Origin of the sequence: Micromonospora sp. U56 (assembly GCF_018070095.1) — a bacterium.
Lineage (GTDB): Bacteria > Actinomycetota > Actinomycetes > Mycobacteriales > Micromonosporaceae > Micromonospora > Micromonospora purpureochromogenes.
This window is the reverse complement of the sequence record NZ_JAGPYL010000045.1, coordinates 25492-45945: the sequence shown is the minus strand read 5'-3', so window position 1 is coordinate 45945 and position 20454 is coordinate 25492. Positions and strand designations below refer to the sequence as shown.

At 71.2% G+C, this 20454-nt stretch carries 26 protein-coding genes and 1 pseudogene; 15 read left to right on the top strand and 12 right to left on the bottom strand.

Annotated features, from left to right (window positions below; genetic code table 11):
* Window positions 1-105 (top strand): annotated as a pseudogene (locus KBX37_RS34545) (IS5/IS1182 family transposase); the annotation flags it as partial.
* Here the strand turns inward: KBX37_RS34545 and KBX37_RS16960 are convergent.
* Both KBX37_RS16960 and KBX37_RS16955 read right to left on the bottom strand, forming a co-directional pair.
* On the bottom strand, window positions 60-551 hold the full coding sequence (locus KBX37_RS16960; protein WP_210776911.1) for a helix-turn-helix domain-containing protein: 492 nt from the start codon (window positions 549-551) through the stop codon (window positions 60-62). The pseudogene KBX37_RS34545 and the gene KBX37_RS16960 sit on opposite strands and share 46 nt — an antisense overlap.
* A gap of 49 nt (window positions 552-600) precedes the next feature.
* Window positions 601-840: a winged helix-turn-helix domain-containing protein gene (locus tag KBX37_RS16955; protein ID WP_089020718.1), complete on the bottom strand. Its 240-nt coding sequence runs from the start codon at window positions 838-840 to the stop codon at window positions 601-603.
* Between the two features lie 312 nt (window positions 841-1152).
* Here KBX37_RS16955 and KBX37_RS16950 point away from each other — a divergent pair, with 312 nt between their 5' ends.
* From KBX37_RS16950 to KBX37_RS16940, 3 genes are read left to right on the top strand one after another with little or no spacing between them, the layout of a single operon-like run.
* Window positions 1153-1431 carry a DivIVA domain-containing protein gene (locus tag KBX37_RS16950; protein WP_374103770.1) on the top strand — a complete coding sequence of 93 codons (279 nt, stop codon included), beginning with the start codon at window positions 1153-1155 and terminating at the stop codon, window positions 1429-1431.
* Window positions 1401-1916, top strand: coding sequence for a hypothetical protein (locus tag KBX37_RS35995; RefSeq protein WP_374103769.1), 516 nt, complete (start codon window positions 1401-1403; stop codon window positions 1914-1916). Before KBX37_RS16950 ends, KBX37_RS35995 begins: the two co-directional genes overlap by 31 nt.
* 27 nt (window positions 1917-1943) lie before the next feature.
* A complete protein-coding gene (locus tag KBX37_RS16940) occupies window positions 1944-2153 on the top strand; it encodes a type II toxin-antitoxin system VapB family antitoxin (RefSeq protein ID WP_210776910.1) in 210 nt (69 codons plus the stop codon).
* 167 nt (window positions 2154-2320) lie between these two features.
* Here the strand turns inward: KBX37_RS16940 and KBX37_RS35630 are convergent, their stop codons facing one another.
* Window positions 2321-3868 carry a plasmid pRiA4b ORF-3 family protein gene (locus KBX37_RS35630; protein ID WP_210776909.1) on the bottom strand — a complete coding sequence of 516 codons (1548 nt, stop codon included), beginning with the start codon at window positions 3866-3868 and terminating at the stop codon, window positions 2321-2323.
* 393 nt (window positions 3869-4261) lie between these two features.
* Between KBX37_RS35630 and KBX37_RS16930 the strand changes: the two genes are divergently transcribed.
* Window positions 4262-4708 carry a hypothetical protein gene (locus KBX37_RS16930; RefSeq protein ID WP_210776908.1) on the top strand — a complete coding sequence of 149 codons (447 nt, stop codon included), beginning with the start codon at window positions 4262-4264 and terminating at the stop codon, window positions 4706-4708.
* Between the two features lie 178 nt (window positions 4709-4886).
* Here the strand turns inward: KBX37_RS16930 and KBX37_RS16925 are convergent, their stop codons facing one another.
* Window positions 4887-5075 carry a DUF3024 domain-containing protein gene (locus KBX37_RS16925; RefSeq protein WP_210776907.1) on the bottom strand — a complete coding sequence of 63 codons (189 nt, stop codon included), beginning with the start codon at window positions 5073-5075 and terminating at the stop codon, window positions 4887-4889.
* A gap of 672 nt (window positions 5076-5747) precedes the next feature.
* Between KBX37_RS16925 and KBX37_RS16920 the strand changes: the two genes are divergently transcribed.
* From KBX37_RS16920 to KBX37_RS16910, 3 genes are all read left to right on the top strand, one after another.
* Complete coding sequence (locus tag KBX37_RS16920) at window positions 5748-6233, top strand: hypothetical protein (protein WP_210776906.1); 486 nt, start codon at window positions 5748-5750, stop codon at window positions 6231-6233.
* A gap of 103 nt (window positions 6234-6336) precedes the next feature.
* On the top strand, window positions 6337-6771 hold the full coding sequence (locus tag KBX37_RS16915; protein ID WP_210776905.1) for a hypothetical protein: 435 nt from the start codon (window positions 6337-6339) through the stop codon (window positions 6769-6771).
* 201 nt (window positions 6772-6972) lie between these two features.
* Window positions 6973-7656, top strand: a complete 684-nt coding sequence (locus KBX37_RS16910) for a DUF1345 domain-containing protein (RefSeq protein ID WP_210776904.1) — start codon at window positions 6973-6975, stop codon at window positions 7654-7656.
* A gap of 10 nt (window positions 7657-7666) precedes the next feature.
* Here the strand turns inward: KBX37_RS16910 and KBX37_RS16905 are convergent, their stop codons facing one another.
* Both KBX37_RS16905 and KBX37_RS16900 read right to left on the bottom strand, forming a co-directional pair.
* Window positions 7667-8293, bottom strand: a complete 627-nt coding sequence (locus KBX37_RS16905) for a hypothetical protein (protein ID WP_210776903.1) — start codon at window positions 8291-8293, stop codon at window positions 7667-7669.
* Between the two features lie 118 nt (window positions 8294-8411).
* Window positions 8412-10214 carry an ABC transporter ATP-binding protein gene (locus KBX37_RS16900; RefSeq protein ID WP_210776902.1) on the bottom strand — a complete coding sequence of 601 codons (1803 nt, stop codon included), beginning with the start codon at window positions 10212-10214 and terminating at the stop codon, window positions 8412-8414.
* Window positions 10215-10295: 81 nt separating this feature from the next.
* Between KBX37_RS16900 and KBX37_RS16895 the strand changes: the two genes are divergently transcribed.
* Window positions 10296-10724: a MarR family winged helix-turn-helix transcriptional regulator gene (locus KBX37_RS16895; RefSeq protein ID WP_210776901.1), complete on the top strand. Its 429-nt coding sequence runs from the start codon at window positions 10296-10298 to the stop codon at window positions 10722-10724.
* A 143-nt stretch (window positions 10725-10867) separates the two neighbouring features.
* On the opposite strand, the gene KBX37_RS16890 is transcribed toward KBX37_RS16895, so the two are convergent.
* From KBX37_RS16890 to KBX37_RS16875, 4 genes are all read right to left on the bottom strand, one after another.
* Entirely contained in the window at window positions 10868-11776 is a 909-nt protein-coding gene (locus KBX37_RS16890) for a DUF559 domain-containing protein (protein ID WP_307849095.1), read from the bottom strand.
* A gap of 164 nt (window positions 11777-11940) precedes the next feature.
* A complete protein-coding gene (locus tag KBX37_RS16885; RefSeq protein WP_307849094.1) occupies window positions 11941-13179 on the bottom strand; it encodes a sigma-70 family RNA polymerase sigma factor in 1239 nt (412 codons plus the stop codon).
* Window positions 13176-13553, bottom strand: coding sequence for a YciI family protein (locus tag KBX37_RS16880; RefSeq protein ID WP_374103768.1), 378 nt, complete (start codon window positions 13551-13553; stop codon window positions 13176-13178). The genes KBX37_RS16885 and KBX37_RS16880 overlap by 4 nt, the downstream gene beginning before the upstream one ends.
* A 51-nt stretch (window positions 13554-13604) precedes the next feature.
* On the bottom strand, window positions 13605-14147 hold the full coding sequence (locus tag KBX37_RS16875; protein ID WP_210776898.1) for a carboxymuconolactone decarboxylase family protein: 543 nt from the start codon (window positions 14145-14147) through the stop codon (window positions 13605-13607).
* Window positions 14148-14376: 229 nt separating this feature from the next.
* Between KBX37_RS16875 and KBX37_RS16870 the strand changes: the two genes are divergently transcribed.
* The 6 genes from KBX37_RS16870 (at window position 14377) to KBX37_RS16845 (ending at window position 18098) form a co-directional block, all read left to right on the top strand.
* The gene (locus tag KBX37_RS16870; RefSeq protein WP_210776897.1) at window positions 14377-15108 is read left to right on the top strand and encodes a lysozyme; all 732 of its coding nucleotides are present in this window, start codon (window positions 14377-14379) and stop codon (window positions 15106-15108) included.
* A 49-nt stretch (window positions 15109-15157) separates the two neighbouring features.
* Window positions 15158-15829, top strand: a complete 672-nt coding sequence (locus KBX37_RS16865) for a peptidoglycan recognition family protein (protein WP_210776896.1) — start codon at window positions 15158-15160, stop codon at window positions 15827-15829.
* Between the two features lie 35 nt (window positions 15830-15864).
* On the top strand, window positions 15865-16227 hold the full coding sequence (locus KBX37_RS16860) for a helix-turn-helix transcriptional regulator (RefSeq protein ID WP_210776895.1): 363 nt from the start codon (window positions 15865-15867) through the stop codon (window positions 16225-16227).
* On the top strand, window positions 16227-16868 hold the full coding sequence (locus tag KBX37_RS16855; protein WP_210776894.1) for an SRPBCC family protein: 642 nt from the start codon (window positions 16227-16229) through the stop codon (window positions 16866-16868). The genes KBX37_RS16860 and KBX37_RS16855 overlap by 1 nt, the downstream gene beginning before the upstream one ends.
* A 118-nt stretch (window positions 16869-16986) precedes the next feature.
* Complete coding sequence (locus KBX37_RS16850) at window positions 16987-17577, top strand: NADAR family protein (RefSeq protein ID WP_210776893.1); 591 nt, start codon at window positions 16987-16989, stop codon at window positions 17575-17577.
* Window positions 17578-17588: 11 nt separating this feature from the next.
* Window positions 17589-18098 (top strand): NUDIX domain-containing protein, encoded by a 510-nt coding sequence (locus KBX37_RS16845; protein WP_210776892.1) that lies wholly within the window; start codon window positions 17589-17591, stop codon window positions 18096-18098.
* Between the two features lie 132 nt (window positions 18099-18230).
* Here KBX37_RS16845 and KBX37_RS16840 read toward each other — a convergent pair whose 3' ends face one another.
* Together KBX37_RS16840 and KBX37_RS16835 are read right to left on the bottom strand one after the other, a co-directional pair.
* A complete protein-coding gene (locus tag KBX37_RS16840) occupies window positions 18231-18692 on the bottom strand; it encodes a hypothetical protein (RefSeq protein WP_210776891.1) in 462 nt (153 codons plus the stop codon).
* 267 nt (window positions 18693-18959) lie between these two features.
* Complete coding sequence (locus KBX37_RS16835; RefSeq protein ID WP_210776890.1) at window positions 18960-20366, bottom strand: endo-1,4-beta-xylanase; 1407 nt, start codon at window positions 20364-20366, stop codon at window positions 18960-18962.
* Window positions 20367-20454: the final 88 nt, after the last annotated feature.

Sequence of the window (20454 nt, the reverse complement as noted above, 5' to 3'; positions counted from 1 at the left end):
ATCAACCGCCTCAAACGCAACCGGGCCGTGGCGACCCGCTTCGACAAGCTCGCCGTGCGCTACGAAGCCACCGTGCACATCGCCGCGATCAACGAGTGGCTGTGACCGACTTCGACACAGGCCCTAGCCTCAGCCTCGGACGTGACCCGCTGCGGGTACGGCAGGAGCGGACGGGTCTGCAGCAGGTCGAGAGCAATGAGCTGCTGCACGTTCCGCAGCCACTCGGTCAGCGCGATTTCCAGACGCTCGGACGACCGGGCCGCCGCCGTGTCCGTCTCCTCGGTCAGCGGTGCCGCCCGCCGGGAAAGCACAGCCGGCCGCGGCTCGATCAGGTACTCCATCGACACCCGGAACGCGCGCGCCAGTCGGGCTAGCTCCAAACCGTCCAGACGGCGGTGGCCTGCCTCGACCTTCGCCAGCATCGTGCGTTCGAGACCCACCACGCTGGCGAGATCCTGCTGCGACATGCCCACGGACAGGCGAGCCTGTCGCACCTGCTCACCGACAAGCTGCCAGTTCAGGTCTTCCGCAATAGTGCGATAATCGCACACCAATTGAGATCATGAAGCGCGGTGACGACAGCGAGTCGGCCACCGAGCGTCAGGGCTCCCGCATCCAGGTCTTCGGGTCGGTGACGAAGACACCCTTGCCCTGCTGCCGACGGATCACCCGCAGCGCCTCCAGCCGGGCGTAGGCCATCTGCACGGTCCCGTGGCTGACGTCGTAACGAGCGCGCAGCTCAACGATCGAGGGCAGCTTGTCCCCCGGCTTCAACTTCTTCGACCTGACGTCGGCGATCACATCATCGGCGATGCGCCAGTAATCCGGCACTTCTCGCATGGCACTCCTCGCGTGGCGATTCGATTTGATCACACCGCGACGCGCCCAACAAGCGACGTTGACTCATCTGACATGTCTAGCTATGTTGATTCGGAGCCGATCCTCGCGTGGCAACGAGTTCGGCTCATCCCCTGGTCGGGGCGGGTGTGCGTACCCGTCCCGACCCGTTGGACTGCTCTGCTGTCGTACCGCTGAACTGAGCTGCGACGGCCGAGCGGGCGGGTCGTCCGCGGCCCCCGCGCGGACGGCCCGCCCTTCCACACCCCCTGCCGGAAGCTTCCGCGCTCCCGCCTGCCCGCAGAGAGGATCGTCGTGGCTCAGGTGTATCGAGGTGGCCAGCCCTACCCGGCCGGTCACCCGGGCCGGTTGACGCCGCACGAGGTGCGGACCCGCGAGTTCGCCGCGCGCCGGCGCGGCGTTGACCCCGATGAGGTACGCGAGTTCCAGGCCCGCGTGGCCGACGAGCTGGCCTTGCTCAACGAGGCGGTACGGCTGCTCAGCCAGGAGAACGACCGGATCAAGCGGGCGCTGCGCGACTGGCAGACCCTGCACGCGCGGGAGTGCCGGCCGCCGAACTCCGGTCACTGGTGACTGTGCGGCCCTCCTCCGGCGACCTGCTCACCATCGACGGCCGGGCCTCGGTGCAGTTCGCCGGGGACCGCGCCCTGACCTTCCGTGTCGTGTCGGTCTCCGACCAGCCGACGTACCACGGCTGGATCTGGCTGACCGGCTACGTCCTCAACCGTCGTGGCGAGGCCACCGCCAAGCGCGAGGTCTACGTCCAACTCGCCGGCCTCCGCCGCGCCACCAGCACCCCGGCTCCGAAACGCCCCCGCGCCAATCGCCCTTACGCCTCGCGAAGTGACCAGGGTGACGCGGAGCAGTTCGCGACCGCCCGGGGCTGCGTGCTCGGGCTGATGCTCGGTGACGCGATCGGCGCAACGGGCGGCACCGTGCCAGCCAGCGGAACCTTGCGGGGCCACCAGCGCCAGCCAGCTCGCCTGCTTCACCCTCGAAGGCATCAGTGCTGCCGCGCAGCTCACAGGCCGCCACGCCACAAGATCGGTCAAAACTGAATCGCTGCCGCCAGAAAGGTCCTGACCATGTCACGAACGATCCTGGACGTCGACGACGACCTGCTCGCGGCGGCGTCGAAGATCCTCGGGACCACGACGAAGAAGGCGACGGTCAACGCCGCTCTTGAGGCCGTGCTCAACCGGGAGAAGCGACGCGAGTTTGCCGACTGGCTCAAGACCGGCGGGCTTCCCGACTTCACCAGCGAAACGGGCGCGGCCAGGCCGGACGGGGCGTGAGCCGGGAGCTACACCTCCTCGACAAGTCGGCGCTCGCCCGCTGGCCCCAGAATGCCCGTACGGTCCACGGCGGCCGGCGCTCGATGACCGTGAGATGCCGCCGAACCTCCTCGCACTCCGACCCAATATCGGCGCCCGGGGATTCACCCGGAGGTGGGCTCCCTGGACTACCGGCCCTGCTGCAGGGCTGCGGTCACCGCCTTCGCGTCGAAACGGGCCGGGTCGAAGCCGGTCGGATCGTCCAGGTCCAGCCAGTCCAGCCGGTCCTGGTGCTCGGGATGGGTGGGGTCGCCGAGGATCTCCACCAGGTCGGCGTACCCCCACACGCCGCCGCAGTCCTCCGGCGGCGCGGCACGCCGTCCGCCGACACAGCGCGGGTACGCCACAGACGATTCCCGGTCGAGGGCCTTCTCCACGAGGATGTCGTGCTCCCAGTTGTCGCCGAAGTCGTACGTGTAACGCAGCTTGTCCCCGACGGCGGGGGCGACCTGCTCCAGGGTGACCCGCGATGCGGCGCGGTGGCCGAGCTCTGGGTCAGGTCGGCCGAAGCTGCCGTGCCGGGTCTCGAAGACGTGCAGGTGGCTGTCGTTCCAGCCGAAGGCGACCTGGATCAGCTCGTGCAGCCGGGCGAGGCTGACGTCGGCGGGCACCTCGAGACGCCGCCAGATCGGCGGGCGGGCGCCCCGCAGGCTCACTTTGATCTGGTAAATCGGCGCCTGGCCGTCGGACTTCTTCCGCTTCGCGGGCAGGCTGGCGGGGCGACGCTGGGCCGGTACGGCACCGCCGCGCCCCCTCGGGTTCAGGAGGTCGAGCAGCGCGGAGATCGACGCGACATCCAGTTCGCCATCGTGGCTGTGACCCCGCGTGCGGCGGCGGGTCGCGGGAAGCGCCCGCATCCAACTACGAAGCACCAGGGCCAGAGCGGCATAGTCGGGACCGTCCTCCTCGAGGGCTTCGTCCAGCACCTCGGGGTCGAACCGGTCGTGCTCGGCGCGGGCGTCCAGCGCGTCCTCCACGGCTCGGCGGAAGTCCGCCGGCCGCAGCTTCTCCTCGGTGACGTCGACGCCACCGGCGTGCAGGTCGGCCAGAAGCGCCTCGCGGGCCTCGTCCCACCGGTCCGCCTCGATCAACAGGATCTGACCGGCGGCACCACAGTCGCAGTCGTCCAGGCTGACGACGACGACGTTCGACCGGCCGGCCCGCTGGAACCTGCCAGCCAGCAGGAAGGTCGACCCCGACGGATCGACGAAGCGGCGGCAGTCCTCGACCGTGATCGGGGCGTCCAGTTCGGCGAGCCAGGGTGGTGCGGTGACGCCGGCACCGGTGAGCCGGTGCGCAGCCTCCGCCGCAGCCCGACTGACCTCACCGTCGGTGACCGACGCGATCCCCGCCAACATCGCCCGCGCCGCCGGGGTGGACTTCGCCTCGAACGTCGGCACGAACAGGCCCAGCAACGCCCGGTCGAAGTCGTCGCCCATGGCAGCCCCGATCGCCAGCAACATCGAGGCGGCCATCTCCACCTCCAGCGGATCCTGCATGGCGTCGATGTCGACCGACTGCGACAGCAGGTCATCGATCTGCCCCGGCGTTGGCTGCGCCCCGGCACAGTTCGGGCAGTCGCACTCCTCCGGTGCGCCCACCACGACGAGCGGCGCACCGCCGCGTACTGATCGCTTCTTTGCGTTGCGGCGTCGACCGCGGCTCACTGGACTCACGGGCACAGTCTGCCGCACCCGACCGACTTGATCGCAAACCGCGACACGCCGAGAAAGAGAACCACCGGTGCTGAGCTGTACCTGCCGGACTCCACTTCGTCCAGTTCGATCGGCTCCACTGGCGATCTTGGCAGATCCGCTCTCGCCGCGAGACGCTCGACGCGGTCAACCCCGTGTCGGGTTCGAGTTGAGATAGTCAGGGCGAGGGCGGCGAAGGCCGCAGACACTCGCGTTGCTGGCAGGGCGTCGACGGCTGTGTATCGACCGAGGATCGAGTAACTGTCCGACTGAGCAGCTTGCAGTCGGGTACGTTGTGTCGCGATTTGGCATCATTGCGGTGCGGCGGCGGGACGGGGCTGACAGCGATGTCCGGTGCCCCATAGCCTGCCTGCCGTGACTAGCGTGAAGGACGTCAGTGACTGGCGTAAATACCTGTTGGTCTGCCTGCCGATTTTCGCGGTGGTCGGCCTGTTCAACGTCGGCGACCTTGTACCGGCGTGGCGGGCCAAGAGCGGCAACGGGACAGTCGGCGTCTTTACCGCCGAGCGCGAGCAGTGCCGTAAGCGGGTATGCAACTTCTACGGTTCCTGGAAGGCGTCCGACGGCTCCGCGACGCGTTCCGACGTGATCCTTTACGACGATCCGGACGGCCTGCGGCTGGACGGCACCGTCGAGGCGATCGACTCGGGTCATAGCAAAGGGGTCTTCGCGAGCGCGGGTGGTTCGACCTACCTCACGATCACCGGCATGACGGTGGCCGGTGCGGCTGCTGTGGTGGGCTGGGTGTACGTCGTTATTCGCACCGTCCGCGCGCGGCGCCGGCGTCCGGTAGCGGCGTAGTCGCGGGGCTGAAGCCCGCCACCCCTTGCCGGGTCACCCGGCGCGGGCTCAACCCCGCGCCGCAGAACCAGTCGATGCGCCGAGCGGTGGAACTCACGCGCCGTTCCGCCGATCGGGCTTCGCCTCGGTGCTCTGCGGGTCTCGAGCGAGCATGAGGGAAGCTGACTGAACGGAGCAGTCAGCCCCAGAAGATCGCTGTGGGGTCCCGATCGAGTTCGTCGAGAAGGTCCGCCATGTTGCTTGTTGGCGGGGCCAGGTCGTACCGATGGAACCGCAGGTTGCGGTCCCGGTAGTACAGCGTCCAGGTCCCGGTGCTCTTGGTGTACCGGAGGCGTGCGACGGGCAGCCGCGTCCACTCCGAGCCCATGTCGGCTCGCCACGGAGCCCGACACTCGACGATCGTCAGGTGGCGGGCCGCCTCCTCACACTCGATCCGCACCTGGTCACGGACCCGCTCCGGGACACGCTGGTGGCACCACCGACGCGCCTGGGCCACATCCGCTTCCGGTAGCCCTTGAGCTGCCGCCATTTCGACCTCCCGCCACATCCAGTCGAGCAGCGCGGCGCATCAGGAGGCGGCCACCGCGCTGCGGTGAGCGTTGACGACCCAGGCGTCCGGCAGGGCGATCCACTCATTGTCGCCCACCCGCACCACCGCACCGTCCAGCTTCGGCAGCAACGACGGCGAGCACCTGCACCGGCGCCTCGCCCCCCTTACCGGTCACGAGCACCAGTGGGTAACCGCCTTCGGCGTCATCCGGTTGGTGCTCCACCTTCGCCTGCCGCGCCCGCAGAAAAGGCCCCAACCCCAACCCGTCCTCACTGACCAGGAACGCACCGCGGGCGTTGAGCAGCGCTCCTCGGCGTGCGCCATGCAGCCCCACACCGTGTCGCCGCAGGAGTCGGCCAGCTTGACCTCGGCGCCTGCACTCGCCTCTGCACCGCGCCACCCACCCATGCGGCACGCGTAAACCAGGTATTCGAGGGATCAGCTTTTCGCGTACACCCACGGCGGCACCGACACCCCTACGATGCGGCCATGCCCCTCTCAGCCGCACCGAGCCCCGCTACCGCCCACTGGACACCGCCGCGACGGCCGGAGTGCTCCTGCCCTGAGCACGAGGAGGACCTCGCCGACCTGGTGCTGCCCTCCACCGAGCCCGGCGAGCCGCCGATGACGCTGCCGGATCTCGTCGCCGCGAACGCCCTCGGCGTCCTGCTCGCCGAGCCACGCGACCGCTGGTTGGAGATCCACGACGAGTCGGACTCGGGGCCGGCGCATCTCGGCCCCTTCCACTGGGGTCTGTGGCTCGGCGACGAGGCCCGGTCGTGCTACGACGACGACTCGGAGCGCTCGCTGGACCAGGCGCTGCTGGACCGTCCGGGCGTCGAGCGGGTCGAGTGGATGGAACGCGAGGAGTTCCTGGTCGGCGCCCCCACCCTGTGCGCGAGCGGGCTGATCGCCGCCATGGCGCGCGCCCTGGCCGACCCGCGGGTACGCGCCGCCGGGCCGCCGACCGCCTGAACCGGTGGTACCCGGATCTCCCGCGGACCCGGCCGTGTCGTGTCCCGGGAGATGCTGACCGCGTCCCACCTGTTGACTGATCATTGATGGGAGGATCGGCGGTGTGATCGAACTTCCTGAGGGAAGTTGGTGGGACTGGGACGCGCTGCACTTCGACGGCTCCGAGCTCCGGTTGGCCGCGGGACACGACCTGACCTACCACCACGGTCTCGAGGTGGTCTTCACCGACGTCGCATACCTGGCCTGCCCGACCCAGTTCCAGGATCCCCGGTTCCGGGAACCCACCCCCGACGAGCGCGCACTCGTGCATCGGCACGTCGGTGAAGAACCACCAGTGATCGTCGCCTTCGACGTCGACGCACCGGCCGGCGGTGATCCTCTTACCTGTCTCGTCGCAGCACGGGCGGTTGAGGTGGTACCGGCCTGGTCTACCGCTACTGGCGCGACAACCTCGCTGCGGGAGAACGGCTGGCCCCGCACGTGCGGCCGCCGGAGCAGTCGTAAGGTCCGCACCTCGCCGGGCCGCGCCTGCTACTGACGGCGACGCCCACCGCAGCGGAGAGCGCGCACGACAGGCGGCAGTTCCGGACGTTCCATCCGCTCGGATCCGGTCGAGTCGCACTGCTCGACGGGCGCAAAGGCATGCCGATTGCTGGATCGGTGCGCCATCCAGGTGACCATCGGGCTCCTGTGCGCGGCAATGAGCACGCCATCCGATGCGATGGGAGACACTCGGACGATGACCGGCATGCCCCCGGAGACGTTTTATCACCGATGCCTGGGCTGGCACGCCCCTGCCCTACGGCGAGCCGTCCTCGTCGCCTCCATCGGGCTCATCGTCGCTCTCGCGCTCCTGCCGTTCATGACGTGGCAGTTGGCCGCGGTCGGGGGCTGGGACGCCGCCGCGCTCGCCTTCCTCCTCACCATCTGGCCGGTCATCATCCGAGCGGACAGCTCCCACACCGAGATGATGGCCATGCGTGAAGACGAGACGCGGGTGACCGCCGCAGTGCTGCTGGTGGCAGCGGGCGTCACCAGCCTGCTGGGTGTCGGCCTTGCTCTCAGCCTCGCCGGCAAGCAGAGCGGCTCGATGCGGATCCTGCTCGTCGGCGTCGCAATGCTGACCGTCCTGCTGTCGTGGACCGTTGTCAACACGGTCTTCACCCTGCGCTACGCCGACCTGCAATTCCGATCGACGACCGGGGGGATCGGCTTCGAAGGCCAGCCTGTGCAGGGGCAGACCACCTACCGCGACCTGGCCTACGTCGCCTTCACGATCGGCATGACCTACCAAGTATCGGACACGGCCATCAGCGATCCGCAGATCCGGGGCAGCGTGCTGTCCCATGCCGCCCTGTCGTACCTATTCGGCGTGGTGATCGTGGCGGGCTCCGTGAACCTCATCGCCGACCTGGCACGCTGACGATGTCGGACTACCGACCGGCCGGTTCGCTGGTGGGCGACCGGTGGCCTCCGTGGCACGCGATCAACGCGTCTGCCACGATCTCAGCGTCAGCTTCGGCGACGTCCGCCGGGTACTCCGGCAGCAGGTCGTCCCAGACGACCAGCCACGACCCGTACAACTGGGCCTGCCCCTCGGGCCGAGCGAAGAACCAGACGTGCAGGTGGGCGCCACCATCTCCGATGCGGTAGACGTGGGCCCGCGAGATGTGCGGCAGTGCCTGGATGTGGCGGACGATGCGAGTGCTCAACAGCCCCAGCTCGGCGGCCAGTTCGTCAGGTAGATCCGCCATGTCGTAGTGATCGCGCGGATACAGCATGAGCACCAGCGGGACGCCCACTCCCGGAATCCGGGCCAGCCGCCAGTGATCGTTGAACCAGATCCCTTCGTCCCGGTCGCGGCACGCGTCGCAGTCCGACGGATCCTCGCCGTGCCGCGCGGGCTCCGGGAGCACCGGCGGGCGCAACGGCGCTACGCGCAGTCCGTCCGGCTCGAACGGACTGATCTCCCATCCCGTCATGCGGGCCAACGGGAGCCGGCGCCCGCTGTCCGCGACGGCGACTGCGTGGTCGTAGAACTCGTCCGGTCGCAAGGCCATGCGGCGAAGACTAGTACGACAAGATCCCCAGTGATCGACAGCCCCGTTGTCTCTGCCAGGCGCCGCCCGATGGTCTCGGGCCCCCGGCCGACGCCGCCGGACCGCTGGCGGCGCCGGGTCAGCGGGCGAGCGCCGCGTAGCGCCCGTCGCGGTCGATCAGCATGTCGTGGGTGCCGGACTCGACGATGCGCCCGTGGTCGACCACGGCGATCTGGTCGGCGTCGCGCACGGTGGAGAGCCGGTGCGCGATGGTGATCACGGTACGACCCCGGGCGAGCTGGTCGAAGGCCCGCTGCACCGCCCGTTCGGTCTCGGTGTCCAGGGCGCTGGTGGCCTCGTCCAGCACCAGGATGCGCGGGTCGCGCAGCAGCGTGCGGGCGATCGCCAGGCGCTGCTTCTCCCCGCCGGAGAAGCGGTGCCCTCGGGAGCCGACCACCGTGTCGTACCCGTCGGGAAGGCCGGCGATGAGGTCGTGGATCTGCGCGGCGCGGGCCGCGTCCTCGATCTCGGCGTCGGTGGCGTCGGGCCGGGCGTACCGGAGGTTCTCCCGCACGGTGGTGTGCAGCAGGTAGGTCTCCTGGCTGACCACGCCCACCACGGCCGCGAGGTCGGTCAGCCGCAGGTCGCGCAGGTCGACGCCGTCGATGGTGATCCGGCCGCTGCCGGGGTCGTGCAGGCGGCTGACCAGGGCGGCCAGGGTGCTCTTGCCGGAGCCGGTCTCGCCGACGAGCGCCAGGCTGGTGCCGGCCGGCACGTCCAGGGTGATCCCGGCGACGGCGGCGGTGTCGCTGCCCGGGTAGCTGAAGGTGACGTCCTCGAGGCGCAGGTGGCCGCGGACCCGCGCCGGGTCGATCTCGACCGGGTGCGCCGGGTCGTCCACCTCCACCGGGAGGTCCAGGTACTCGAAGATCCGGGCGAAGAGCGCCAGCGACGCGGTCAGCGAGACGCCGACGTTGAGCAGCCCCATCAGGGGGCGGAACAGCCCGCCCTGCAGGGCGGTGAAGGCGACCAGGGTGCCGATGCTGAGGGTGCCGGCGGTGCCGGGCAGGCCGGCGCTGAGGTAGATCACCGCCGGAATGGCGGCGAAGATGACCGTCATCGTGGCCATCCGCCAGCGTCCGGCCAGTTCGGAGCGGAGTTCGAGGTCGACCAGGCGGGCCGACGAGGTGGCGAACCGGTCGATCAGCGCGGCGCCGGCGCCGAGGGTCTTGCTGAGCTGCACGCCGCTGATCGACAGCCCCTCCTCGATGGTGACGTTGAGGTCGGCCAGTTCGCGCTGGCGCTGCGCGGTGATCTCGCGGCGCATCCGGGCCACCTTGCGGGTCAGCCAGATCGCCGGCGGCAGCACCAGGAGCGAGACCAGGGAGAGCCGCCAGGAGAGCGCCACCATGGCGACCGCGGTGGCCACCACCGTGGTCAGGTTGGCCGCGATCGAGGTGGCGGTGGAGGTGACGACGGTCTGCATGCCGCCGATGTCGTTGGTGATGCGGGACTGCACCTCGCCGGTGCGGGTGCGGGTGAAGAACGCGATCGACTGGCGGTGCAGGTGGGTGAAGACGTCGGTGCGCAGCCGGTGCATCACCAGTTGGCCGACGCGGGTGGAGATCCAGGTCTGCACGACGCCGAGCACGGCGGTCACGCCCGCGACCGCGACCATGCCGACGACCAGCCAGACCAGCAGGGTCAGGTCGCGCTCGGGCAGCGCGCGGTCGATCACGGCACGCAGCAGGAACGGCGTGGCCATCGCCAGCACCGACGAGACCACGATGATCACGGTGATGGTGGCCAACTGCCAGCGGTACGCGGTGAAGAGCCGGCCGATGCGGCGCAGCGACACGTCGCGGGCCTGGGCCTTCTCGGCGGCGGAGACGGTACGGGGGGCGCCGCCGCGGCCCTCCCGGTGGGTGGGGCTCGGGTCCAAGGAATGCCTCTTCCTGTCGGGGTTATTGCTGAGGTTACCTCATCATGAGGGAACAACAGGAGTTGCTGCTACCGTATTCCCGTGGACGCCGACGAGCGCGAGGCGCACGAGGAGAGCCTGGCCGAGCTGTTCTGGGCGGTGGCCCGCCGGCTGCGCCACCAGTCCCGGCAGACCCTCGAACCGTGGGAGATCAACCCCGGCCACGCCCGCGCCCTCGCCGTGCTCGGTCGGCACGGGCCCATGCGGCTCAGCGCGCTCGCCGATTACCTGCACATCGCACCCCGCTCCACCACCGAGGTCGTCGACGGCCTGGAGGAACGCGGGCTCGTCGCGCGCCACCCCGACCCGGCCGACCGGCGCGCGACCCTGGTCACGTTGACCGACGAGGGTACGCGGATCGGCGCGGCCATCCGCGCGGCCCGTACCGCCGAGGCGGACCGCTTCTTCGGTCACCTCTCCCCCGCCGACCACGCGCACCTGACCCGCATCCTCCGCACCCTCCGCGACTGACCCCACCCCGTCTTGCCTGGGGGCCGGCGCGGCAGAGCTGCCGGCTCGCAAGGCCCTCGGCGCGCACCCGCTGCCTGCTTCGCCACGTGCGGCCTGATCGTGTTCGACGTCGAGGCCTGCCCGCCTCGCGCCCGCCGACACCGTCACGCGCGCGGGCGGCGGCTGGCGAGGATCGCCAGCACCTCGCGGCGTACCGCATCGGTCTCGTGCACCAGGCGGCGGTGGGCGAAGCGCACCACGAGGATGCCGGCGGTGGCGAGCAGCGCGTCCCGCCGCAGGTCGACCTCGCGTTGTCGCCGGTCACCGTGGGTCGCGGCGCCGTCGAGTTCGAAGTCGACCCGCTCCCGCTCGGCCCAGACGTCCAGGTACATCGTCCGGCGACCGACGACGATCCGCGTCTGCCGTTGAAACGCCGGCATCCCGGGGCCGGTGAAGACGTGGTCGTGACCCCAGATCTCCAACGGGCTGCGGCAGCCGGCATCGAGCTTTGCCAGCAGAGCCCGCAGCTCGGCGCGGCCAGGCAGTCGCGGAGTCGCACTCAGGGCGGCGCCGAGCCGCTGCGGTGTGGTCAGGTGATCGTTCACCGCACGGATCACCGCGTCGGGCCTTTCCACGGGAGGCAACAGCGGCCAGGCGTCGACCAGCGCCCGCTCCAGCCGGACGAGCGGGAGACCACCTCGACTCAGGACCTGCGGTGGCGCGAGGGAGAACCCCCGTCGGTGGTGAATGAGGAGGTGGGGCCGGGGGCGGAGCCCGGAGCCGGCGGCCACGTCGAGATGCACCGGCTCACCGAGGGCCTGGCGGCGCAGCCCCCACACGTCGAGGGCGCTCAACTGACTCAACGCAGCTCGCCCGTCCGCGTATGCGAGCGCGGCGCGCTGCGCCGCCGGTGGATCGAGGCGGGCGAGCACGGGATCCCCTGGAAGCACCGGATCGCGAATCAACCGGGCGTCGACGTAGACCTGAGGCAGCACCCGGACGAGGTGTCCGGCTCGACAGGCTCGGCGCAGCATCCACTCCGGCACCACCTGCCGCGCCACAGCCCAGGTCACCACGCCCCCTCGACGCCTGACCAGCGACCCGAGCACCTCATTCACCCCGCAGACCCTGCCGCGCCCCCAACACCCCCACAAGCCTCCTGTGGAGGAACAGCTCCCCTGTGGACAACCCCCATTCGCCCCCGCCACCTGCTAGGGCCACCGTGATCGGCTACGTGTCAACGGCTCATCCACCGGCGTGTCGGGTCGCTGAGGCGTAGCCGATCAACCTGGGCCGCAAGCTGGGCGCGGAGGTGGGCGCGCTCGGGGGCGTTGGCGGTGTGGGCGATGGCGGTTTCGTAGGCCGCGGCGGCCTCGGCGGGGCGGCCGAGGCGGCGGAGGAGGTTGGCGCGGACGGCGTGGAAGACGTGGTACGTGTCGAGGTGCAGGTCGTCGACGAGGGCGAGCGCCACGGCGGGGCCGTGCACCTCGGCGACGGCCACCGCCCGGTTCAGCGCCACCACCGGGCCGGGGGCGAGCGCCTGGAGCTGGTCGTACAGCTGGAGGACCTGGCCCCAGTCGGTGGGGGCCTCGCTGTGCACGGCGTTGATCGCGGCCTGGAGCTGGTACGGGCCGGGCCGGTTGCGGCGCAGGCAGCGGCGGACCAGGGCCTGCCCCTCGGCGGTCAGCGCCTGGTCCCAGCGGGTGCGGTCCTGCTCGGCGAGCGGGACCAGCGCGCCCTGGGCGGTGACCCGGGCGGGGCGGCGGGCCTCGGTGAGCAGCATCAGCGCGAGCAGGCCCAGCGCCTCCGGCTCGTCGGGCATCAAATCGACCAGCAGCCGACCCAGCCGCAGCGCCTCGGCGCACAGCTCCGTGCGGACCAGCCGCTCACCCGCGCTGGCGGTGTACCCCTCGTTGAAGATCAGGTAGACCACGGCGAGCACCGCCCGCAGCCGGTCGGGCAGGTCGGCGTCGCGGGGGACGCGGTACGGGATCCCGGCGTCGCGGATCTTGGCCTTGGCGCGGACCAGCCGCTGGGCCATGGTGCCCTCGGGGACCAGGAAGGCGCGGGCGATCTCGGCGGTGCTCAACCCGCCGAGCAGGCGCAGCGTGAGTGCGACCCGGGCGGCCGGGCCGAGCGCCGGGTGGCAGCAGGTGAAGATCAGCCGGAGCCGGTCGTCGCGCACGGGTCCCTCCTCGGCCGGTGGCTCCTGGGCGTACAGCAGCGCGGCCTGGGCGTGCCGGTCCGCCCGGGAGGCCTCCCGCCGCAGCCGGTCGATGGCGCGGCGGCGGGCGGTGGTGATGATCCAGCCGGCCGGGCTGGGCGGCGCTCCGGTCTCCGGCCAGCGCCGCACCGCCTCGGTGAAGGCGTCCTGGACCGCTTCCTCGGCGAGGTCGATGTCGCCGAGGACGCGGACCAGCACGGCGACCGCCCGGCCGTACTCGGCGCGGAAGGCCGCCTCGACGTCGAGGGTCACCCCTCGCCCTGGAAGGGGCGCACCTCGATCGGCAGCCTGGTGGCGAGGGCGTACCGGCGGCCCCATTCGAGGGCGGCGTCGAGGTCGGCGGCGCGAATGATGGTGAACCCGCCCAGATACTCCTTGCCCTCGACGAAGGGGCCGTCGGTGACCAGCACCTCGCCGTCCTTCGGGCGCAGCACGGTGGCGGTCTCCGGGGCGTGCAGCCCCTGCCCGAAGACCCACGAGCCGGTCGCCTCGAGCTCCTCGCGGATGGCGCCCAGCTCGCGCATCACCCCGGCCAGGAACTCCGGGTCCGGCGTCCCGCCCTCGGGCTGGTAGATGCTCAACAGGTACTGCTTCATGTCGTCCTCCTGGTGTGGATCGGCTTCCACCCTCCACACGATCGACGGGCGGGCGGATCGACACTCCGGCGACGGAGATTTTCAGGCGCGGTAGCCGGCGGTCAGGATCCGCTGCGCGGACATCGCGTACGCCCGGGGGTCGTCCGGGGTGGCGGCGCCGAGCCCGTCGACGTACCGGTTGTACATGCTGAAGGCGGCGGCGATCAGGACCACGTCGTGGATCTCCCGATCGGTGGCGCCGTGGGCGCGAGCGACGTCGACCAGCTCGCCAGTGACGGCGCGGCCGTCCTCGCGGACGGTGTCGGCGAGGCGGAGCAGGGCGCGCAGCTTCTCCGGCACCGGGGCGGTCGACAGGTCGGCGAGGACCCGGTCGACCAGGTCGGGGCCGTCGTCGAGCTGGGCCCCGGCGGTGGCGGAGTGCGACGCGCGGCAGAAGTCGCACCCGTTACGGCCCGAGACGTACGCGGCGATGAGCTCGCGTTCACCGCGGGTCAGGCTGCTCGGCCCGCGCAGCAGCACCTCGGCCAGGTCCATCAGCGGTCCCGCGGTCTCCGGCCGGTACCGCAGCAGGCCGACGATGCCGGGCTGGCGCCGTTCGTCCACGCCGAGGTCGATGTGCGCCATCCGGTCACCCTCTCCGTCGGCCGCGCCCACCGGGCTCGGCAGCTGGCCCCGCCATTCTGGCGGGTACGTCGACGCGGATCCATGGCCGGACGGTCAGGTGTGTCGACCGGCCACACTCCATAGATAATCTTGACTTCTTCTATTGAAGTTTATCTACACTTCATGACCTAATACTGACAGTTCCTTTCGTCACTCCCGCCGCCCCCGCGGCGCCCCCCAGGGAGGAAAGATGAACCGTCTCCGCGCGGCCGCGGCCGCACTGCTGGCGACCGTCACGGTGGTCGCCACCGTCGGCCTCGTCTCCGGCTCCGCCAGCGCCGCCCCCGCCGGCCTGCCCGGCATGGACGTCTCCAGCCACCAGGGCAACGTGAACTGGTCGGCCGCCTGGAACAACGGCGCCCGGTTCGCGTACGTCAAGGCCACCGAGGGCACCTACTACACCAATCCGTACTTCGCCCAGCAGTACAACGGTTCCTACAACGTCGGGATGATCCGGGGCTCGTACCACTTCGCCCGCCCGGACACCACCAGCGGGGCCACCCAGGCCAACTACTTCGTCGACCACGGCGGCGGCTGGTCCAAGGACGGCCGGACGCTGCCCGGCGCGCTCGACATCGAGTACAACCCGTACGGCGCGACCTGCTACGGGCTGAGCCAGAGCGCGATGCGCAGCTGGATCGCCTCCTTCGTCAACCAGTACCACGCGCGCACCGGCCGGTGGGCCACCATCTACACCACCACCGACTGGTGGATCACCTGCACCGGCAACACCTCGCAGTTCGCCGCCAACAATCCCCTGTGGATTGCCCGCTACGCCAGCACGGTGGGCACCCTGCCGGCGGGCTGGCCGACGTACTCCTTCTGGCAGTGGTCGTCGTCGGGCGTCTTCCCCGGCGACCAGAACGTCTGGAACGGCACCCTGGACCGGCTCCGGGTGCTGGCCTGCAACGGACCCTGCTGACCCCCACCGGCGGCGGTCCGCCACCGGTACACCGACGAAGGAGGCACCCATGTCCGTACCCGTGTCCCGCCGGGCCGCGCTGCGCGGCGCGGTCCTGCTCGGCGCCGCCGCCGGCGCCTCCGCCCTGACCCAGCTCGGCGGGGGCCGCGACGCGCGGGCCGTCGCCACCCGCGTCGACCAGCCCGTCATCGCCAACTGCGCGACCTGGGGCGCCCGACCCCCGTCGTCGCCGGTCAGCGTGGTGCAGAGCCGACCCAACAAGATCATCGTGCACCACACCGCGTTCCCGAACACCACCGACTACAGCCTGGCCAAGGCGTACGCGAACTCCCGCGACATCCAGGACCTGCACATGGACAGCAACGGCTGGCTCGACTCCGGGCAGCACTTCACCAACAGCCGGGGCGGATACCTCACCGAGGGCCGGCACGGCAGCCTCTACGGGCTGCTGCACGGGCAGACGATGGTGCAGGGCGCGCACTGCGTCGGGCAGAACAGCCAGGCGATCGGTATCGAGAACGACGGCATCTACCTGAACGTGCAGCCGCCGGCGGCGCTCTGGAACAGCCTGATCGTCTTCTGCGCCTTCACCTGCCAGCAGTACGGCATCGCGCCCAGCGAGATCTACGGGCACAAGGACTTCAACAACACCCAGTGCCCCGGCCTGCTGCACGGCCGGCTTCCCGAGCTGCGCGCCGCCGTCGCCGCGCGACTGGGGTGATTGCTTATATAAGCCCTGGCTGATAGAAAGGGTCCGTGCACGCCTTCGACGTCCTCGGCGACCCGGTGCGCCGCCGCATCCTGGAGCTGCTCGCCGATGGCGAGCTCAGCGCCGGGGAGGTCTGCGCGGTGATCCAGCGGGAGTACGGCATCTCGCAGCCCGCCGTCTCGCAGCACCTGCGGGTGCTGCGGGACAACGGCTTCGCCACCGTCCGACCGCAGGGCGCCCGCCGTCTCTACGCCGTCGACCCGCGACCGCTGCGCGAGGTCGACGAGTGGCTGGCCGGCTTCCGCCGGTTCTGGGCCCCGGCCCTGGACGCCCTCGCCACCGAGCTGGCGCGCGGCCGACGCGAACGGCGCCTGCACCCACCGCAGGACCCGACCGAGGAGAAACCCTGATGACCGACGTCACGCACCAGATCAGCGCCGTGCGGCGCACCGTGGGCAGCCGGACCCTGGAAGCCGGCGAGGCCCGGGTGATGACGATCAGCCAGACGTACGACGCGCCCCTGGAGGACCTCTGGGACGCCTGCACCAACGCCGAACGCATCCCCCGCTGGTTCCTGCCGGTCTCCGGCGAGCTGCGGCTGCACGGCCGCTACCAGCTCGAGGGCAACGCCGGCGGCACCATCCAACGCTGCGACCCGCCGAAGAGCTTCGCCGCCACCTGGGAGTACGGCGACGAGGTCAGCTGGATCGAGGTGCGGCTGACGCCGGAGGGCGACGGGCGTACCCGGTTCGAGCTGGAGCACGTCGCGCACGTCGACGACGACCGCTGGACGGAGTTCGGCCCGGGCGCGGTCGGCGTCGGCTGGGACCTCGGTCTGCTCGGCCTCGCCTCGCACCTGGCCGCCGACGGCAGCGGGATCTCGCCCGAGCAGGCCGAAGCCTGGATGGGCTCCGAGGAGGGGCGACGGTTCGTCATCCTGAGCAGCGAGAGCTGGGGCGAGGCCAGCGTCGCCGCCGGCACCGACCCGGAGGCCGCGCGGGCCGCGACGGCCCGCACCACCGCCTTCTACACCGGCGCACCTGCCGCCTGACCACCAGGCCCCCCGGATACGCGGGCCGACTCGGCAAGCGCGCCGGACGAGCCGGTTTCGGCGGGCCGGGGGGAAACCGGGAGGCGGAGTGTCGGTGCCCGGGGTGACACTGTCGAGCATGCCGCCGCCCCGCAGTACCGCCGACCTCGCCGCCCTCGTCCAGAGCGGACAGCCGGTGAAATACCTCTGCTTCTGGGGGCACCGGCCCCGGCGCGACGGCACGATCGGCGCGGGCTGCCTGAGCCAGTGGTGGCCAGCGGCGTTCACCGTGGACGGCCGCCGCTTCACCACCGCCGAGCACTGGATGATGTGGCAGAAGGCGGCGCTCTTCGGCGACGAGGAGGCCGGCGAGCTGATCCTCGCCGCCGGCCACCCGCACCGTGCCAAGGCGCTCGGCCGCCAGGTGCGCGGCTTCGACCAGGCGGTGTGGGAGGCCCGGCGGTACGACATCGTGGTCGCCGGCAGCGTCGCCAAGTTCGGCCAGCACGACGACCTGCGGGCGTACCTGCTGGGCACCGGCGACCGGGTGCTGGTCGAGGCGCGCCCGGTGGACCGGGTGTGGGGCATCGGGCTGGCCGCCGACGACCCGCGCGCCGAGGACCCGGCCCGGTGGCGGGGGCTGAACCTGCTCGGCTTCGCGCTGATGCAGGCCCGGGAGACGCTCCGGGAGCAGGTTGATCGGTCGCCGGAGCCGCCGCCGGGCCGGTAACGTGCGGCGACATGACCGGCTCTCCGTACGCGCACTGCTCCTTCTGCGGCGCCGCCTACCCGGCGGACGCCGGCTGGCCGCGAATCTGCGCGGCCTGCGACGAGACGGTCTGGCGCAACCCGCTGCCGGTCGCGGTGGCGCTGCTGCCGGTCCGCACCGACGCCGGCCTCGGCCTGGTGGTGGTCCGCCGGGACATCGAACCGGCGCGCGGCCTGCTCGCGCTGCCGGGTGGCTTCATCGAGTACGGCGAGGAGTGGGCCGACGCGCTGGTCCGGGAGCTGCGCGAGGAGACCGGCCTGATCGGCGAGGCCGACCAGGCCCGGCTGTTCGCGGTGCACGAGGCACCGGCCGGCGGCACCATCATGATCTTCGGGGAGCTGCCCGAGCGGCCCGCCGACGGGCTGCCGCCGTCGGCGCCGACCGAGGAGGCCACCGAGTGGCTGGTCCTCACCGAGCCCGTCGAGTTGGCCTTCTCCACTCACACGCATGCGATGGCGGAGTTCTTCGCCCGGCAGGGCTGACCGCCGGGCACCGGGCCGCTAGACGGTCCGGGGCCGCATCGCGGTCCCGGATCACCGGTCGAGAACCGCTGACGGCCAGTGGGTGGGCGGGGATGAGGCGGAGTTCGTGGCCCAACGTCATCGACGGTGCGGTCAGGACCGGAGTTCTCGGACCAGGGCCGGGAGCTGAGGAAGCACCTCCCGGATGGCGTCCGCGTACCCGTCGACCTGAGCCACCATGGCGTCGAAGCCCGATCGCCGGGTGACTTGCCGCAGCCGTTTCGCCATCCCACGGTGCTCCGGATCGGGGCTTCGGTCGAGAGCTGCGGTCAGGTGCCAACGCACCTTTCTGCCCTGCGGATCGACGTAGTATCCGGCCGGTCGACCCCCATCGGCCGGTTCTCCGACCAAGAGGAACGCCGCCCGTTCTTCCCAGTCCAACTCGACTTCGACGAATACCTGGGGCAGCACGTAGGCGAGGACTGATCGATCACGTTCCCGGTGCACCATCGCAATGCACCCGTCGTCGTCGGCGAGGAACTGGAAGGCTTCGCCGGCATGTTCCTCCACAGGGCCGACACCCGTGGCATGGCTGGAAGTCAAAACCGGGAACACCCCCATCATGCTTGCCGACGGGCGAAGTCCGGCCCGATGTCGATGATGTCGCGCCGCGGCACGCATCGCATCTTGCGCCGCATGCCCAGCACAAAGCCGAAGGGGTCTTTCTTCCACCGCCGGCAGGACGGGCGGCCCGGCGTCGAGTGGTGCGGGCGGCGGAGGGTTGTTCCGCGCCCCCCTCTTCGCCGACCGGGACGCGTCCTCGGCATCACCCGGCCGGGCGACCCGGCGCGGAGGGCCGACCCGGCGCGCCGGATCACCCGCTCAGCTCGCCGAGCAGGTGGGCGTGGTGAACGGTCCCACGCCGGTGCCCTGGAAGCCGAAGGTGGTGCTGGCGCCGGCGCCCACCTGACCGTTGTAGCTGAGGTTGCGGAAGGTCAGGCTGCCGCTGGTGCCGCTGGGCTGCGCGTTCCAGGAGTTGGTGACCGCGGCGCCGGCCGGCAGGGTGAGCCCCACCGTCCAGCCGCGGACGGCCGACGCGCCGGCGGTGACCCGCACGGTCGCGACGAAGCCACCGGTCCAGGAGTCGAGCGACACGCTGGCCGTGCAGGACGCGCCGCCGGGCGGCGGGGTCGACGGCGGGGGCGTGGTGGGCGGGGGCGTGGTGGTCGGCGGCGTGGTGGGGCCGCCGGAGTTGAGCGCGTCGAGCGTGGCGGTGTAGGCCGGCTTCTTGTTGCCGCTGCCGTCGAAGAGCAACGGGGTGCCGCTGGCCCGCCAGGAGTCGGTGTCCCGGATGCCCCAGACGGTGATGCCGGTGCAGCGGCTCACGGCGAGGCAGGCCCGGACGACCCGGCCGTAGTTGTCGGCCTGGGCCGACCCGGACCCCTCGATGTCCAGCTCGGTGATCTGCACGTCCACGCCCAGGTTGGCGAAGCGCTGGAGGTTGGCCTGGTAGTCGGCCGGCACCGGCGACGCGCTGTTGAAGTGGGACTGGAAACCGACGCAGTCGATCGGCACGCCCCGGGCCTTGAAGTCCTGCACCATCGCGTACACCGCGTTGCTCTTCGCGTTCTGCCCGTCGGTGTTGTAGTCGTTGTAGCAGAGCTTGGCGGTCGGGTCGGCCGCCCGGGCGGCGCGGAACGCCACCTCGATCCAGTCGTTGCCGGTGCGCTGGAGGTTGGAGTCGCGCCGGGCGCCGGTGCCGCCGTCGGCGAACGCCTCGTTCACCACGTCCCAGGAGTGGATCTTGCCCCGGTAGTAGGTCGCCACCTGGGTGACGTGGTTGACCATCGCCGAGCGCAGGGCGGTGCCGCTGAGGTTCTGCGCCCAGCCCGGCTGCTGCGAGTGCCAGGCCAGCGCGTGCCCGCGCACCTGCATCCCGTCGGCTCGGGCGTGGTTGACGATGCGGTCGGCGTTGGCGTACGTGAACTGGCCCTGCGTGGGCTCGGTCGCGTCCCATTTCATCTCGTTCTCGGGCGTGACCGAGGTGAACTCGCGGTTGAGAATCCCGACGTAGGTGGCGTCGGAGAGCTTGTTCGCGGCCACCGCCGTACCGAAGTAGCGGCCGGTCTGGGCGGCGGACGCGCCCAGGGTGGTGGCGGCGCTGGCGCCGGGCGCCAGGGCGAGCGTGGTGCCGAGGGCGGCGACGCCCGCGGCGGCGGCCACGAGGGTCGCGCGGAGCCGGGCTCGGGTCGTCGGACGTCCGCCCGGGCGGGCGGGGACGTGGGTCATGGCAGGTCAACCTTTCGACAGTGATGGGGGTGGGACGTCGCGCCTCGACCGTCGCCCGACGCGGTGACCGGCTCCGTCGCCCGACGTG